Annotated in this window: 16 protein-coding genes; 6 read left to right on the top strand and 10 right to left on the bottom strand. The window is 70.5% G+C overall.

Going from position 1 to position 15,360, the window contains the following annotated elements:
* Nucleotides 1-4: 4 nt before the first annotated feature.
* Both ACZ597_RS10730 and ACZ597_RS10725 read right to left on the bottom strand, forming a co-directional pair.
* Entirely contained in the window at nt 5-868 is an 864-nt protein-coding gene (locus ACZ597_RS10730; RefSeq protein ID WP_471327743.1) for a universal stress protein, read from the bottom strand.
* Nucleotides 865-1,773 (bottom strand): universal stress protein, encoded by a 909-nt coding sequence (locus ACZ597_RS10725; protein WP_471327741.1) that lies wholly within the window; start codon nt 1,771-1,773, stop codon nt 865-867. The genes ACZ597_RS10730 and ACZ597_RS10725 overlap by 4 nt, the downstream gene beginning before the upstream one ends.
* A 251-nt stretch (nt 1,774-2,024) precedes the next feature.
* On the opposite strand from ACZ597_RS10725, the gene ACZ597_RS10720 reads away from it, so the two are divergent.
* From ACZ597_RS10720 to ACZ597_RS10695, 6 genes are all read left to right on the top strand, one after another.
* Complete coding sequence (locus tag ACZ597_RS10720) at nt 2,025-2,690, top strand: CBS domain-containing protein (RefSeq protein WP_471327739.1); 666 nt, start codon at nt 2,025-2,027, stop codon at nt 2,688-2,690.
* Nucleotides 2,691-2,723: 33 nt separating this feature from the next.
* A complete protein-coding gene (locus ACZ597_RS10715) occupies nt 2,724-3,593 on the top strand; it encodes a universal stress protein (protein ID WP_471327737.1) in 870 nt (289 codons plus the stop codon).
* Between the two features lie 268 nt (nt 3,594-3,861).
* Complete coding sequence (locus ACZ597_RS10710) at nt 3,862-4,494, top strand: CBS domain-containing protein (protein WP_471327735.1); 633 nt, start codon at nt 3,862-3,864, stop codon at nt 4,492-4,494.
* 13 nt (nt 4,495-4,507) lie between these two features.
* A complete protein-coding gene (locus ACZ597_RS10705; RefSeq protein ID WP_471327733.1) occupies nt 4,508-5,104 on the top strand; it encodes a CBS domain-containing protein in 597 nt (198 codons plus the stop codon).
* Nucleotides 5,105-5,214: 110 nt separating this feature from the next.
* A complete protein-coding gene (locus tag ACZ597_RS10700) occupies nt 5,215-6,096 on the top strand; it encodes a universal stress protein (protein ID WP_471327732.1) in 882 nt (293 codons plus the stop codon).
* Between the two features lie 24 nt (nt 6,097-6,120).
* Nucleotides 6,121-7,113, top strand: a complete 993-nt coding sequence (locus ACZ597_RS10695; RefSeq protein ID WP_471327730.1) for an Acg family FMN-binding oxidoreductase — start codon at nt 6,121-6,123, stop codon at nt 7,111-7,113.
* Between the two features lie 44 nt (nt 7,114-7,157).
* Here ACZ597_RS10695 and ACZ597_RS10690 read toward each other — a convergent pair whose 3' ends face one another.
* The 8 genes from ACZ597_RS10690 to ACZ597_RS10655 all read right to left on the bottom strand — a co-directional run bounded on the left by ACZ597_RS10690 (nt 7,158) and on the right by ACZ597_RS10655 (nt 15,292).
* Nucleotides 7,158-8,483 carry an HAD family hydrolase gene (locus ACZ597_RS10690; RefSeq protein ID WP_471327728.1) on the bottom strand — a complete coding sequence of 442 codons (1,326 nt, stop codon included), beginning with the start codon at nt 8,481-8,483 and terminating at the stop codon, nt 7,158-7,160.
* A 177-nt stretch (nt 8,484-8,660) separates the two neighbouring features.
* Nucleotides 8,661-9,014, bottom strand: coding sequence for a putative PEP-binding protein (locus tag ACZ597_RS10685; RefSeq protein ID WP_471327973.1), 354 nt, complete (start codon nt 9,012-9,014; stop codon nt 8,661-8,663).
* 428 nt (nt 9,015-9,442) lie between these two features.
* Nucleotides 9,443-9,808, bottom strand: a complete 366-nt coding sequence (locus ACZ597_RS10680) for an iron chaperone (protein WP_471327727.1) — start codon at nt 9,806-9,808, stop codon at nt 9,443-9,445.
* A gap of 32 nt (nt 9,809-9,840) precedes the next feature.
* A complete protein-coding gene (locus tag ACZ597_RS10675) occupies nt 9,841-10,290 on the bottom strand; it encodes a universal stress protein (RefSeq protein WP_471327725.1) in 450 nt (149 codons plus the stop codon).
* Between the two features lie 82 nt (nt 10,291-10,372).
* Nucleotides 10,373-12,772, bottom strand: a complete 2,400-nt coding sequence (locus ACZ597_RS10670) for a glycoside hydrolase family 65 protein (RefSeq protein ID WP_471327723.1) — start codon at nt 12,770-12,772, stop codon at nt 10,373-10,375.
* A complete protein-coding gene (locus ACZ597_RS10665; protein WP_471327722.1) occupies nt 12,769-13,527 on the bottom strand; it encodes an HAD family hydrolase in 759 nt (252 codons plus the stop codon). The genes ACZ597_RS10670 and ACZ597_RS10665 overlap by 4 nt, the downstream gene beginning before the upstream one ends.
* Nucleotides 13,524-14,210, bottom strand: coding sequence for a helix-turn-helix domain-containing protein (locus ACZ597_RS10660; protein WP_471327721.1), 687 nt, complete (start codon nt 14,208-14,210; stop codon nt 13,524-13,526). Before ACZ597_RS10660 ends, ACZ597_RS10665 begins: the two co-directional genes overlap by 4 nt.
* 5 nt (nt 14,211-14,215) lie before the next feature.
* Complete coding sequence (locus ACZ597_RS10655) at nt 14,216-15,292, bottom strand: zinc-dependent alcohol dehydrogenase family protein (protein ID WP_471327720.1); 1,077 nt, start codon at nt 15,290-15,292, stop codon at nt 14,216-14,218.
* Nucleotides 15,293-15,360: the final 68 nt, after the last annotated feature.

The following is a 15,360-nucleotide window of genomic DNA, read 5'->3' as shown; positions in this document are numbered from 1 at the left end:
CGGGTCAGCCGGTGGGGACGGTGATCACCGGGCAGTGCGCACGGTGCAGCAGGCCGTGGACCACGGATCCGATCCTCATGCCGGTGTATCCGCCGCGGCCGCGGCGGCCCACGACGACGGCCAGCGCGTGCTCGGCGGCGCGGGCCAGTTCCTCGACCGGGTGGCCGGTGAGGACCTCATGCGTCACATGGACGTCCGGGTACTTCTCCGACAGGCCGGCGGTGGCTTCGGAAAGCAAGGTGCGCTGGGCCTGCAGCGCCACCTCCTCGTCGTCGAGCATGATGAGCGGCGGCTGCCACACGCAGGCGACCCGCAGAGCTGCCCCCCGAAGGTCGGCCTCGTCGAAGGCGAAGGCCAGCGCGGCAGTGGCGGACGCGCTGCCGTCGATACCCGCGACGACGTAGGGCGGCTGCTGGCTGATGTGCTCGGCGTCGCCCACGACGACGACCGGGCAATGGGCCTGAGCCGTGATGGGGACCACGAGCGAGCCTGCACTGAAGAACTCGGCGGTGCGGCTCAGGTGCCGGGAGCCGAGGACGACCATGCGGGCTTCTCTCGCTGCGCCGCCCAGGACCGGGACGGGGAAGCCGCCGAGCAGATCGCCGGTGACGCTCACTTCCGGGTGGCGGTCACGCACCCAGTTGCACGCCTGTTCGAGCCTGTCGGAGCCGGCCTGCCCCAGGGCCGTCTGGCCGGGGGTGCCATCGACGTGATGGGTGTCGTGCTGGGGCGGTACCGCGAGCACCAGGCGCAGCGGGAGCCGGCGCCGTTGTGCCTCGTCGGCGGCCCAGGCCAGGGCAAGGTGCCAGTCCCTGACCGGGTCGATGCCCACGACGATGTCATGGCTTCCTGCGGGGTGGATGGTCATGACTGGCTCCCGAAGTCGCTGCCGGTCCGGGGAATGAGGAGGACGGGGCAGTGGGCGTGGTGCAGCATGCCGTGCGTGGCCTTGCCCAGGTTGGGGGCGAGTCCGAGGGGCCCTGGGACCCGGCGCCCGCCCATGACGAGCAGGTCGGCGTGCCGGGACGCCTCGACCAGGACACCGGCCACGGAGATGCTCTTCTCCGCATCGGCCTGAACCTCCAGGTCGGGGAACTCGCCGCGGACCACGTCCGCGACGGCCCGCAGGGTCTCTGCGTGCCCGCCTGCGATCTCGTCCACGCCGTCGAGCATGCTGACCACCTCACCGACGGACTGGAGCACGTTCCACACGTGCAGCAGCCGCAAGGAGGCCTTGTGCAGCTCGGCTTCCTTGGCGGCGTACCGGGCGATCAGGAGGTCGTGCTCATCGCGGATCGCCGCGAGGACCGTGCCGGTCTCATCGGCCCCGTCGATGCCGCGGACGACGATGACGGGCGTCATGGCGATGGCCGCGGTGCCCAGCCCGACCGACCCGAGCATGAGGGAGTTGAAACCGCCCAGGCCGCGGTTGCCCACCACGACCGTGCCGTGGAGCCCGCCGGCCCGGTGCAGGGTGTCTACGGCGCCAGCGCGGCTGAATTCGGTGGTCACGGTCAGCCCGGGGTACTCGGCCGACACAGCCTTCGCCGTATCGTCCAGGAGTGCCCGTCCGTTGACGCGGACCCGTTCGATGGTCTCCGCCGACAGGTACAAGGCCCTGCCGTCGGTGTCGGCGCCGTAGACGATGTGCAGGGGACGGTCACGGCGGACGGCTTCCTTGGCCGCCCACAGGGCGGCGACGCGCGCCGATTCCGAGCCGTCCACGCCGACCGTGACCGAGCTGGTGTCCGGGGTGCGGAACGTACTTTCCACGATTCCTCCCAACCGAGAAGCCGATGAGGGACACCCCTCACGCTGGCAGCGTCGACGCTCTGGGAAGAGGGCCGCCCGGGGCCGCAGATGGGACCAAAGGTCCCCAACGTCGCGACCCGGCACCCCGGACCCCTGCGGGCCCCTGAACGGGGCCGTTCGGCCCTCGCTCACCAGCGGTCACCGGTGGATGGTGGGGGCACACCCCACACCGGACATCAGCCTGGCGTGACACGGCGGAGCAGGAGGGCCTCATGAAGCATCTCAAGGTGGCGGACCTGATGACCGACGAGGTCGTCTCCGTGGCCCCGGGTACCGCCTTCAAGGACGTCGCGAAGCTCCTCGCCCAGTACGACGTCTCCGGAGTCCCTGTCCTGGACGACGAGGATCGTGTGGTGGGCGTCGTCTCGCAGACCGACCTACTCGCCCACACGGTGTCGGGCTCCCATCCCCCCGGGCAGAGCAGCACGGCAGCTGGGCCGCCGTCCGCGGGCGGGGTCATGTCCGCGCCCGCGGTCACCGTCCATGCCGAAGAGACAGCGGCTGACGCCGCGCGGCTGATGACCCGCCGGAGCATCGAACGCCTCCCCGTCGTGGACGTGGAGGACCGGCTCGTCGGCATCGTCACCCGCAGGGACCTGCTGCGCGTGTTCCTGCGCCCGGACTCCGAGATACGCCGGCGTGTCACCGACGACGTCCTCACGGACGTGCTCGGTGTGCCGGCCGGTGACGTCGACGTCCACGTGGTGGACGGCATCGTCGCCCTGGACGGCCAGGTCGAGCGCCGCAGTCAGCTCCCTGCACTTCTCAGCCTCGTCGAACGGCTCGACGGGGTCGTCGCGGTGGCATCTCGTGTCACCGCCCGCACCGACGACACGGCAACCCACGCGGACCATGCCCGGCACGCAAAGCCGTGGTGATGAGCGCCGGACCGCACGAAGGGAGTCAGAGCCATGAGGAACCACGTGACCGTCGGAGTCGACGGCTCCGAGGAGAGCCGGGCAGCAGCACGCTGGGCCGCGCGGGAAGCCGTCCTGAGGCAGGTGCCCCTGCGTCTCGTGCACGCCGTTGACTGGCCCCTGGACCCGGTGTTCCCCGGCGTGGGCCGCCAGGACGTAGATCGCTGGGCGGATCAGGCCCTGACCGAAGCCGCTCAGGAGCTGCACGGGCGCCACCCGCAGCTGGAGATCACGACACGCTGCCTGACAGCACGGCCGGCCGCCGCCCTCGCGGCCGAGGCCGCCGACGCCGGGCTGCTGGTTCTGGGATCGCGCGGCCTGGGCGGCCTGGTCGGATTCATCGTCGGCTCGGTGGCGATGTCCACAGTGGTCGGGACCGACACGCCGGTCGTGCTGGTTCGCGTCGCCGACGACCCGGACGGCCCGGGCACCGGGTTCGCAGCCGAGGTCGTCGTGGGGGTCGACATTCACGAGGCCTGCGACCGGGTACTCGCGTTCGCCTTCGAAGAGGCGGCCCGGCGCGACTGCCCGCTGCGGGCTGTCCACGGCTGGAAGATGCCGGCCGCCTACGGCTACGTCCCCTTCTTCGACCCGGACAACGAACGGGACATCGGCACGAGCGTCACACACATGGTGGACGACATGCTGCTGCCCTGGCAGCACAAGTTCCCCGACGTGAACGTCAGCCACGACGTCTTCATGGGATCGGCGGGCGGACATCTCGTCGGGGCCTCGCAGGGCGCGGGACTCGTCGTCGTGGGACGCCATGTGCGCCGCTCTCCCCTCGGCGCACACCTGGGCTCGGCCGCCCACGCCGTCCTGCACCACGCAGCAGCCCCCGTGGCCGTCGTCGCCCACGAGTGAAGGACCGGAAACCGGTGAACGGCCGTGCGAGGCACACAGCAAGGGCGGAAAGAGTCCGCCCGCTTCTCGCGGATCCCGATTGTGCGGTGCACGCTCGGCCGCTTCTCCGCATCCTCGCAAGGACCCTTTCCGCACTTCCATGGAACCGTCCCTGGGCGGGGCCCACCAGGGCCGGCCCGACCGCCTCGTGCCCCGGACGGCCCTGTCCACGGGAAGGTCGCCCTGCACACCATCGCGAGTACCGGCAGTCCCATCGAGGAGGAAGACCATGAAGCATCTGCGCAACGTCGAGGACGTCATGACGCACGCCGTGATCTCTGTCGACCGGGGAACCGCGTTCAAGGACATCGTGGAAGAGCTGCGGATGTGGAACATCAGCGCCCTCCCGGTCCTGGACCATCACGGACAGGTGGTCGGCGTCGTCTCCGAAGCCGACCTGCTGCTCAAGCCCCAGGGCACCGAAACGGCCCACGACACCACGGCCGAGCAGCTGATGACCCGCCCGGCCGTGACCGTGACGAAGGACGCCACCATCCCCACCGCGGCGCGTCTGATGGCCCGCCGGCACCTCAAGCGCCTTCCCGTGGTCGACGGCGACGGCCGCCTCGTCGGCGTCGTCAGCCGCGGCGACCTGCTCAAGGTCTTCCTGCGCCCGGACGAGGACATCGGCGCCGAGATCCGCGAACTGATCATGTACCAGCTGCTCCCGCAGATTCCCGCAGAAGCGCACGTCCACGCGCACGGTCCCGTCGAGGTACACGTCCACGTCGCCGACGGCATCGCCTACCTCAACGGTTCGCTGCCGGACCCCGCGATGGAAGACATCGTCGTACGCGCCGCCAGTACCGTACCGGGCGTCGTCGACGTCAAGACGGACTTCACCGCCCCCGTCTCCGCATGAAGGCACCACCCCCATGAGGCATCGCAGTGTCGTGGACCTGATGACGCCCAGCGCCGTCACCGTCCGGCGCGCGACCGCGTTCAAGGAGATCGCCCGGCTCCTGAAGGAGTTCGACATCACCGCCATGCCGGTGATCGACGAAGCCGGCCACCCGGTCGGTGTCGTCTCCGAAGCCGACCTTCTCGGCTGGCGGCCCGCCGGTGGTGCGGCAACCGCCGAGGAGCTGATGACGAGCCCGGCCGTCACGGCACGGCCCGAGTGGAGCGTGGTGCGCGCGGCCCGCGTCATGCAGCGGCACCGGGTCAAGCGGCTGCCGGTCGTCGACGAGGAAGGCCGCCTGGTCGGCATCCTCAGTCGCAGCGATCTGATCCAGCTCTTCCTCCGCCGCGATCACGCGATACAGGAAGAGATCCTCGAGGACGTTCTCACCCGAACACTCCACCTCGCGCCTTCGGCCATCACCGTCGAAGTCGACGACGGCTTGGTGACGCTCAGTGGCACCGTGCCGCAGCCGGGACTGCTGCCCGTGGTGGTCCGCCTCTGCCAGAGCGTCGACGGGGTCGTCGACGTCGACAGCAGACTCACCTGCGCTGAGGCCGAACAGAGCTGAGAGGGCGAGGAGGGCCGAACGGTCCCAGGTTGGGCCGCTCGGACCTTCCCAGGGGCAGGGCAAGCGGAAGAGCCTGAAAGAAGCCGACCATTCGCCCCTGGGGGAACGCCATGTCGAACCTGATCACGGTAGGTCTGGACGGATCGAGCGCCGGCAGCGCTGCAGCCGACCGGCCCGCCGACGAGGCCGAACTACGGGGCGCGGCTCTGGAACTCGTCCACGCGGAGGACTGGGCCCAGTACGGTCCCTTCGCCGCTGCTCCACTCCCCGAACCGCGTCCGCAGTGGGCCGAGGACCTCCTTTCGCTCACGCGGGACCGGCTGCTGCGCGTACACCCCACGCTCGGCATCAGCACCCGCGGCACGAAAGGCCTCGCGGCCGCCAAGGTCCTCGCCTCCGCCGCAGCCGAGGCGGACCTGCTGGTCCTCGGCTCACGAGCTCTCGGCACCGTCGCCGGGTTCGTCGTGGGCTCGACCGGCTCGGCGACCATCCCCGAGACCGACTCGCCCGTCGTCCTCGTGCGCTCCGTCGACGGCCAAGACCGTCCCCCCAGGCACGCGGACGATGCCGGACCGGTGGTGCTCGGTATGGACCTGCGCAGCAGCTGCGACCGGCTCCTCGCCTTCGCCCGCGAGGAAGCGGACCGGCGGTCCTGCCCCCTCGTCGTCGTACACGGCTGGTCGCTCCCGCCGGTCTTCTCCTACGCTCCCGCCTTCGATCCCGGTGTCGAGCAGGAGATGGCCGACGGAATCGAGGCCACGCTCCGCGGGCTGCTGAGCCCCTGGGAGCAGAAGTACCCACAACTCGCCGTCGACGCACGCATCGTCATCGGCCAGCCCGCCGTCCAGATCCTGGACGCCTCGTCCGGCGCGGCACTCGTCGTGGTCGGCCGGCGCATCCGCCGACCGGCAGTCGGTGCCCGCATCGGTCCCATCACCCACGCGGTGATGCACCACGCCACCTCACCGGTCGCCGTCGTGGCGCACGACTGAGGCCGCACAGACAGGAACAGTCCCGTGACCGCAACACACTTCGACCCCGACACCGTCATCCGGCTCGTCGGCGACGCCGTCACAGCCCCGTCCATGCACAACGCCCAGCCGTGGAAGTTCGTCTTCCATGTCGGCACCGGTGCACTTTCCCTGTACGGCGATCCGGAACGCGCCATGACCCGAACCGACCCGGTTCACCGCAGCCTCCACCTCGGTTGCGCCGCGGCACTGTTCAACCTTCGCGTGTCCGCAGCCTGGATCGGTCTCCCCGTCCGCGTGCAGCTCTTGCCCGACGACGCTGAACCGTGGCTGCTCGCCACGGTGACCATCGACGAAACCGCAGGGGCGGACCGCGAGCTGGCCTCCCTGCACGACGCCGTCCGGCGTCGGCACACCAGCCGGTACCCCTTCAGCGAGGAGCCGGTGCCGACCGCGCTCCTGGACGGTCTGTGGGCCGCGGCCCACTTGGAAGGCTGCCGCCTCACCGTCCCGGACACCTGGCACATCGACACCGTGCTCGGGCTGGTACGGGACGCGGAACACCGCGAGGAGATCGATCCGCTCGCCCGGGAGGAGACCATGGCTTGGACCTCCCCCTCGCAGAACGCTCCGGGCTCACGCCGCGACGGCATTCCGGCCGCCGCGTTCGGGCCGAAGGCCTCCGGCGGCCCCGCCGCCGTGCGCGACTTCGGTTGGGCCAATCCCATACCGGATCGCGGCTGGGCCGTGTTCGAGAAGAGGCCTCAGCTGGCTCTGCTGAGCACCTCAGAGGACACGAGGGCCGACTGGCTGCGCGCCGGCCAGGCGATGGAGCGCGTCCTCCTGCAGGCCACCGCCGACGGACTAGCCACGTCGATGACGTCCCATCCCCTGGAATGGCCGGAGCTGCGGTGGACGGTGCGCGACCCGGTCGCGGCCATGGGACACGTGCAGATGGTCTTCCGCCTCGGCTACGGTCCCCCAGGGCCCGACACGCCCCGCCGTCCGCTGACCGAGGTACTGGAAACCCGAGAGTAGAAACCGTTCTTGAGAGACGTGTAGCCGCTCAATGGCTACTCCGCTCAGTGCGCGAGGTCTCGGCGTTGGAGCAGCAGGTGAGCCGGCAGGATGCCCAGCACTCCCGCTCCGACAAGGATCCCGAGCTGGGGCCAGAGCACGGCGCCTTTGGCCCAGGCGTCGCCCGGGGCGTAGTAGTGGAACGGGCTCAGGAACCTCAGCGGGGCCGCCGGGGCCCATGCCAGAGCGATGAAGTTGACGGCGAATCCCACGGCTCCGATCGCGATGGTCGCGCCGACCACCTGGGCCCGCCGTCGTCCCGCCGCCGATACGGCCATCGCCGGCCCGATCAGGCACAGGGCGAAGCCGAGGCCCATGACCCCGGCGGCGAACACTCCTCCGATCGGCACCGCCCGGTGGATGTCCGGCGACAGCGCCACCCCCACCGCGACCGTGACGGTCGCTGCCAGGTTCAGGGCCACGGCCGCGAGTACGAGTGCGGCCGTTCGTTCGTGTGCGACATGGTGTGCCTCCGGTTGGATCAGGAGTAGCGGTGGTGTCGAGGTCGGACCCAGCGCCGGAGCGTCGTTCACGCCGTCGCCGGTCATGGCCACGATCTGCCCGTGCGCGCGCAGGGCATCGGCCACCTTCAGCTTGGTCTCGGGCGAGGAGCGGGCGAAGACGATCTCCGTGGCGTCCTGGCGGAGGAGGTGGTCGAGCTCGTGGTCATCGATCGCCTCGGACTGAGCGACCACCCGGAGGTTCGGTGTACCGATGCCAACGGCGCGGGCCACGGCTGCGGCGGTGGCTCCGTTGTCGCCGGTGACGATGTGGACGGTAAGGCCCGCATCGTGGCAACGCTGGACTGCGGCGGCGACCTCAGGGCGCGGCAGGTCGTACAGGCCGACCAGTCCGAGCAGGTGCAGGTCCCTCTCGACGTCCTGCCGCTGCGGCGGTGCTGCTGTGCCGGGCGGCAGTTCGCGCACCGCGACGGCCAGCACGCGCATACCGTCCGCAGCCAGGGTGTCGGCGGCATCCTGGGCCCGGCCGGTCGGCTCTCCTTGGGCCAAGAGCGCCAGGACGGCTTCCGGTGCTCCCTTGACTATCACGCGGTGGCTGCCGTTCTCTCCAGCCTGGATCACCGACATGCGGCGCAGGCGCGGGTCGAAGCGGAAGCAGGCTCGTCGGTGGGCATCCCGGTCGGCCGGGTCGACCAGCGTGGCGTGTTGCGCTGCTCCCTCGACCAATGCGGTCTCGGTCGGGTCACCGTGCAGCCGGCCATCGCTTTCGCGGGGGACGGTGGTGCACTGGGCCGCGGCACGGACCAGTTCGGCGGTCTCCGAACCGCTTGCGGACTCGTGCGGCGGGGTCCACGTGGAATGGAGGCGCATCTGGTTGCGGGTGAGGGTGCGGTCTTGTCCGTACAGATGACGTAGGTGGATCCGAGGGTCTCCACTGCGCTCAGCCGCTTGATCACGGCGCCTTGGCGGGCGAGGACCCGTACGCCGACGGCGAGCGCCAGGGTGATGGTGGGCAGCCGATTTCGTGGTGCGGGGCTGATGCCACTGTCACGCGGCCGACGGCTGCTCCGCTTGGTCCGGACGGATCCCCACAGGGGCCATTCGGTCCTCCCCGTAGCGCTCGTCCTCGGCAGCGGCGACGTGCTGCTTGACGGCCGCGAAGCTGTCGGGGGCGACGGAGATCGAGTCGATTCCGGCGCGGACGAGGAAGGCGGCGTACGCCGGGTCGTCGCTGGGCCGCTGTCCGCACAGGCCCACGGGACGTCCCAAGGTCTGGACCCGTGGGAGCAGGATCCGGATGAGGTCGGTGACGGCCGGGTCGTTCTCGTCGAAGACGTGGGCGAGGGCTTCGGAGTCGCGGTCGACTCCGAGGGTGAGCTGGGTGAGGTCGTTGCTGCCGATGGAGAAGCCGTCGAAGCGCTCGGCGAAGTCCTGGGCGAGGAGGGGGCCGGCGCAGGGTCGTGGTGCGTCGGCGGGACCGCACGGTGGGGATCAGTACGGCAGGGGGCGGCCGGACGGCGTGCGCAGATCCAGCGGCGCGGGCCTGTGGGGCTGCTTGGGCCGGGTCTGGATCCGAATGCGCTGCATCGTGGTCACCCTCTTCGGAAGGGGGCGCCGGATTGGCGTCTGGGTTCCACGATCACGCAGGAGGCCAGGAAGACCGCAGTGCCGAGGGGGCCATTCACGCGGGGCCGATCGGCCCAGCTTCCGGTACTGAGTGGCTGCCTGGCCTGCGGCAGGACTGTGTCCGTCCTGCTCAGGACCATGCCGGAAACACCGTTCACCGCGCGCCAGGACGCCGGTGACCACCGCGAGGAGAGACGGAACCGTCAGCAGACCTTCCCGGGTCGGACAGCCGTCGCTTTGAGGAGGTCCCGCAGCAGGTCGAAGTCGATGCTCGCCGGCCTGCGGAACCGCAGGCAGCCCTTGCCCACGTCCTGCTCGGCCAGCCGTTCCTCGAACGCTTCGCGAACGTCACTGCGCATGAGATAGAAGGAGATGTACTGCTTCTGGCTGGCAAACGCGATCTCGCAGGCGCCGTCGCGCTCGTATGCAGGCATCCCGTAAGCCATGACTTCGTCGAAGCCGACCAGCTCTTCACGGCACAGCTGCCGCACCTTGGTCAGCGCACCCCTGCGCTCCTCGGGAACCTCGGTCAGGTAGCCGTCGACGTCGCCTGCCTCGCTCTGCACCATTCCGAGAGGTTATGCGCCCGCCCGAGGTGGGGCTATTCGACGGGGGTGCCCGCCCGGACGATGGTGATCGGGCACGGTGCGTGGAGCGCCGTCTGATGGCTCACCGAACCGAGCAGGGCCCGGCGGAAGCCGCCGCGACCACGGCTGCCCACGACCAGCATGTCCGCTCCGTCTGCCGCATCCACCAGGACGTCTACCGGATTGCCGCGTACCAGGCGCTGGTGCACGGAGGAAGCGCCGTCCTCACCGAGAACCGTGCGCACCTCCTCGACCAGACGCCGCTCGGCCTCCTCCTCGTCGAACGTGGTGTCCACCGCTGGAGCCGACCACGAGGCGGCACCGGGCACGTCCCATGCCGCGACCGCCTCCACTCGCCCGCTCACCAGCCCTGCGTACCGGACCGCCCAGCGCAGCGCGGCCTGGGACGAGGGCGATCCGTCCACGCCCACCACGATCCGCGGAGCCTCTTGCTGCCTGTCCATTCCGCTCATCCTTCCGACGGCTGATACATCCACAGTGTGCGCTTTACGAACGCAGCGCCACGCGAGCATCGGCGACTGCCGGTCAGCCCTTGGGAAGCCGGAACCACCGTTCCTGGCCTGCGGAAATGCTTTCGTGACGGTCTCCGGGCAGGACCAGGGGCACCGGGCCCAGAGGGGACGAAGGGACGCTGATGCCGAGCCGGCCGGGCCGGAACCGGATGCGGATGTCCCGGTGCCCCAGGTAGGAGATCGAGAACGAGGAACCGGGCACTTCGGAGAGGGGTACCGGGTCGATGTGCAGGCCGTCGCCGTGGGGCTCGAGTCCGACGATGCCGCGCTCGACGAGGTCCAGGGTGCCGCCCATGGCGCCGAGGTGGATCCCTTCGCCGGTGGTGCCGCCCTGGACGTCGGTGATGTCATTGAGCAGGGCTTCCTGGCAGTAGCGCCAGGCGTCCGGGCCCTGCTCCCGGGCGAGGACCCAGCCGTGGACGAGGCTGCTGAGCGTGGAGCCGTGGCAGGTGCGCCGCAGGTAGTGGTCCACCGTCCTGCGCCAGAGGCCGTCGTCAAGGCGGTGTCCGAGCCGAAGGAAGAGTTGCTCGAGCTCTGCGGGGCGGAAGAGGTAGCCGAGCATGAGGGTGTCGGCCTGCTTGGACGCCTGGTAGCGGTTGGGCGTGTCGCCTTCGGCTTCCAGGATGCGGTCCAGGCGCCGGATGTCGTGGTAGCGGGCGCGGTAGCCGTCCCAGTCGAGCTCGGCGAGGTCCCCGTAGCCGTGGAACTGGCTGATCACGTCGTGGTGGAACGGCACGTACAGGCGGTGGGAGACATCCTCCCAGAGGGTGAGGTCATCGGGGGCGATGCCGAGTTGCGTGAGGAGTTCGGCGCGTCGGGCTGTCGGGAGTTCCCCGTACAGGTCGAGTGCGCGGGCCAGTACCCACGCGGCGGTGACGTTGGTGTAGGCGTTGTCGTCGATTCCGGGGGCGGCGGCGTCCGGGTAGGCGTCGTGGTATTCGTCCGGTCCGACGACGCCGCGGATCCGGTAGCGGCGAAGGCCGGTGTCCCATGTCGCCGTGTCCGCCCAGAAATGGGCTGTGTGCAGGAGGAGTTCGGCGCCCGGGCCGTGCATGAAACCGGCGTCGCCGGTGGCCAGCCCGTACTGCCACACGTTCCAGGCGATGGCCGACCCCACGTGGTGCTGGAGGTGGGAGTGGTCCGGAAGCCAGCGGCCGGAGCGCGGATTGAGGTGCAGTCGCTGGGTCTCCTCGCTGCCGGAACCGCCGCTCTGCCAGGGGAACATGGCTCCCTTCACCCCGGCTCGGCGAGCGGCCTCGCGAGCCGCGGGGAGCCGTCGGTGCCGGTACATCAGCAGGGCGCGAGCGGTCTCGGGGAGGTGGAGGGCCAGGTAGGGCAGGACGAACAGCTCGTCCCAGAAGACGTGGCCCCGGTACGCCTCGCCGTGCAGGCCGCGGGCGGGGACGCCGGCGTCGAGCTCCGCGGTGTGCGGCGAGAGGGTCTGTAGGACGTGGAAGGCGTGCAGCCGCAGGACCTTGCCCGTCTCTCCGGGTACCTTCAACTCTCCTTCGCTCCAGAGACGTCGCCAGGACGCCCGGTGAGAGTTCAGCAAGGAAGGGAAGGCCGGGGCGTGTGTGGCGCTGTCGATGCTACGCCGTAGCGGATCGGCCGGGGGACGGTCGAGCGAGGTGCACAGGGCGGCGGTCTTCTCAACGACGACCGGGGCCGTCCTCTTGATCGGCAGGACGAACGTCTGCGTGGCGGTGGCGGCTGTGCATGCCCGGCCCACCGGTGCCAGAGGACGTGCCGCTGTCCGGACCGCGAGCCCCATCCGTATCCGGGAGGTGGCCGTGGTGCATGCGATCCAGGCGGCGCCCTCCGCCTCCACTCCGGCCCGGTGCTCGACGAGATGCCGCCCGGCCAAGGCGCGGTAGCGGTCGACTCCCGCGTTGGTGACGCCGCCGTCGAGTACGGACTCGATCTCGATCCGGCCGCTCCAGCCGTACGCTCTGAACACCGTGTTCTGCGCGGCCAGGTTCGGATCTCCCATGTGGACGAGGCGGGTGTGGGTGACGCTCAGGCGGCGGCCGTCGGCGTCGTGGAAGAGCATGCGGCGGGTGAGCGTCCCGGCACGCAGGTCCAGCGACACGTGGCTGTGGCGCAGGGTCGGGTGGTCGGGCGTGAGCCAGTCGCCCGGCGGTGCGCCCTCGGGCAGGCAGCGGTACCGCAGCGCGGTCCAGTCCGGCAGCCGGACCATGTCCTCGTTGGAGACCGTGCGTCCGCCGACGGCGGAGTCGAGCCGGTCGTAGCAGCCGGCGAGGTACGTGCCCGGGTAGTGGACGTCGTCGGCGACGCTTTCGGGGGCCGAACCGCGCGTGGCGAAACGGCCGTTGCCCAGTGTGCAGAGGGACTCGACCAGCCGCTCGGCTTTGGGGTCGTAGCGGTGGTACTCCCAGCGCCAAGCCGTGGTCACGGGCGGTCGCCTGCGAGTGCGGCGGGCAGCCCGCCGAGGTCTGGGAGGACGAGCTGGGCGCCGTGCGCGCGCAGGGTGTCCCTCATGTGCGGGTCGTCTTCGCGGTCGAGTCCCACCACTAGGCGAAATCCGCCTCGGTGTCCCGCTTCAACGCCGGCGAGTGCGTCCTCCACCACGGCGGTGTGAGCGGGGGTCGCGCCGAGACGGCCGGCGGCTTCGAGGAAGAGGGCAGGGTCAGGCTTGCCTGGAAGGTCAAGGGCGGCGGCGTCCCGGCCATCCACCAGGGCGTCGAAGTAGCCGATGAGGTCTGCGACTTCCAGGAGGGAGCGGGCGTGCCGCGAGGCCGAGACGGCGGCGCACCGCACCTCCATCTCCCGCAGTCGCTGGAGCACGGGCCGTACGTCGTCGAATGTGCGGACGCCGACGGTCCGCAGCATCGCGGAGAAGACCTCCTCCTTGCGGGCGGCGACCGCGCGAACGCTGGTGCACCCGGGCGGATCTTCAGGCGTTCCGGACGGGAGGTCGATGTGACGGGCGCCGAGGAAGGCCCGTACGCCGTCGAGGCGGGACCTGCCGTCGACCAGGTCCCGGTATTCGCGGACGGCGTCGAACGGGCGTGGTCGTGCGCCGGGGGGCGACGGCTGCCATTCGGTGAGGCAGCCGTCGAAGGTCTCCTTCCATGCGGCCGCGTGGCGGTCCGCCGTGGCGAGGAGCACTCCGTCGGTGTCGAAGACTACCGCGCGCAGGTCGTTCATGAGTCGTGCACCACGCGGCGGCCGGTGATCCGATCCGGAGTGAGCTCCATCCAGTGGCTGCGCGGACCACCGGCCCAGGGCTGGGAGCGGGCCGTGGTGTTGAGGTGGCGAATCTCGTCCGGGTCTGTGACGGCTGCCAGTTCACCCACCGCCAGGACGCTCCAACCGGTGGCGGTCACGTCGTCGATGTTGTCGATCTCGAAGGCGACCTCGGTTCCCGCAGCTCTGGCAGTGACCGCTTCCGCGGAGGTACGGAAGGCGATGTCGGCTCCTGCGACCAGGTAGTTGACAGGGAGGACGGCCGGGCCTTCCGGCGTGAAGATGGCGATGCGGCCCACGCCGTGCGTGCTCAGCAGCCGTCGGCATTCGGTCTCGTCCAGCGGTACGAGCGCACTGTCGCGCCGGGCGGTGGCCCGGCCCGCGACGCGGTGGGCACTGGCACCGGTCAGGTCGTCGACGGTGAGGCCGAGGGCGTCGGCCACCCGGACGAGCGTGCCGATGGCAGGACTGGCGGCGTGCTCCTCGAGGTAGGCGATGTACGTTTCGTCGGCGCCGCACCGCCGGCCCAGTTCGTCGCGACTCAGGCCGAGGGCTTCACGGCGGGCCGCCAGACGGCGGCCCAGGTCGGTGTGTCCGGCCATCTCGCCGGTTTGCTGCGGGTGGGTGCTCGGTGTGCTCTTCACGGCACTCACTGCTCCTGGGGCGGTACTGCGACCATGTCGTGCTGCGGTCCGCCGAGCACGACCTTGAGGGCGCCGGTTTCGCCGGCGCGCGAGAAGACGTCGTACGCCTCTTCCATCTGGTCCAGCTCGAAACGGTGGGTGACCAGCGCGGTGCCGGGGAGGCGTCCGGCGGCCATCATGCGCAGCAGCATGGGGGTGGAGTGGGTGTCGACGAGGCCGGTGGTGATGGTGACGTCCTTGATCCACAGGTCTTCGAGGTGGAGGACGGCGGGCTTGCCGTGGACGCCGATGTTGGCGACCCGTCCGCCGGGGCGGACCATGCGGGTGCACATCTCGAACGCCTCGGGCACGCCGACGGCCTCGATGACCACGTCCGCCCCCAGCCCGTCCGTGAGGTCCTCCACCAAGCGCTCGGGCTCTTCGTCCGCGCTCACGGTGGCATCGGCGCCGAGGTCGCGCGCGGCAGCGAGCCGGGGCGCGGCGAGGTCGACGGCGATGATCCGTCCGGGGCTGTAGAGCTGTGCCGTGGCGATTGCTGCCAGGCCGATGGGGCCGGTGCCGACCACGACGACGGTGTCGCCGGGGCGTACGTTTCCGTTGAGCACGCCGACCTCGTAGGAGGTCGGGAAGATGTCGGCGAGCAGGACGGCGTCGTGGCTGGCCAGGGCACTGGGCAGCGGGTGGACGGAGAGGTCGGCGAAGGGGACGCGCACGTATTCGGCCTGGGTGCCGTCGATGGTGTGGCCCAGGACCCAGCCGCCGCCTCCGCGGCACTGGCCGTAGTGCCCTTCGCGGCAGAAGCGGCATCGGCCGCAGGCGGTGATGCAGGAGATCAGCACACGGTCGCCGGGACGTACGGTGCGGACGTCGCCACCCATCTCGACCACGGTGCCGACGGCCTCGTGGCCCAGGATGCGGCCAGGTGTCACTTCGGGGACGTCGCCCTTGATGATGTGCAGGTCGGTACCGCAGATGGTGACGGCGTCGACCCGGACGATCGCGTCGGCGGCGTCCTTGATCGCGGGGTCCGGGACGTCCTGCCAGGACGTCTGCCCGGGCCCGTGGAAGACGAGTGCCTTCATGGCGCGGCCTGCTCTCTGTGTGCTGTGCGGAAGGGTTCACCGTCAGGCTGTGCCTGTGTCCCTCCGTC

Source organism: Streptomyces sp. NPDC040718, from assembly GCF_055593565.1.
This window is presented reverse-complemented; position numbering and strand designations above follow the sequence as displayed.

Coding starts and splice junctions, on each gene's coding strand:
- ACZ597_RS10655 (WP_471327720.1), bottom strand. CDS start 15,292: ATGAAGGCACTCGTCTTCCACGGGCCCGGGCAGACGTCCTGGCAGGAC.
- ACZ597_RS10710 (WP_471327735.1), top strand. CDS start 3,862: ATGAAGCATCTGCGCAACGTCGAGGACGTCATGACGCACGCCGTGATC.
- ACZ597_RS10720 (WP_471327739.1), top strand. CDS start 2,025: ATGAAGCATCTCAAGGTGGCGGACCTGATGACCGACGAGGTCGTCTCC.
- ACZ597_RS10705 (WP_471327733.1), top strand. CDS start 4,508: ATGAGGCATCGCAGTGTCGTGGACCTGATGACGCCCAGCGCCGTCACC.
- ACZ597_RS10715 (WP_471327737.1), top strand. CDS start 2,724: ATGAGGAACCACGTGACCGTCGGAGTCGACGGCTCCGAGGAGAGCCGG.
- ACZ597_RS10680 (WP_471327727.1), bottom strand. CDS start 9,808: ATGGTGCAGAGCGAGGCAGGCGACGTCGACGGCTACCTGACCGAGGTT.
- ACZ597_RS10665 (WP_471327722.1), bottom strand. CDS start 13,527: ATGAACGACCTGCGCGCGGTAGTCTTCGACACCGACGGAGTGCTCCTC.
- ACZ597_RS10700 (WP_471327732.1), top strand. CDS start 5,215: ATGTCGAACCTGATCACGGTAGGTCTGGACGGATCGAGCGCCGGCAGC.
- ACZ597_RS10690 (WP_471327728.1), bottom strand. CDS start 8,483: ATGCGCCTCCATTCCACGTGGACCCCGCCGCACGAGTCCGCAAGCGGT.
- ACZ597_RS10730 (WP_471327743.1), bottom strand. CDS start 868: ATGACCATCCACCCCGCAGGAAGCCATGACATCGTCGTGGGCATCGAC.
- ACZ597_RS10675 (WP_471327725.1), bottom strand. CDS start 10,290: ATGGACAGGCAGCAAGAGGCTCCGCGGATCGTGGTGGGCGTGGACGGA.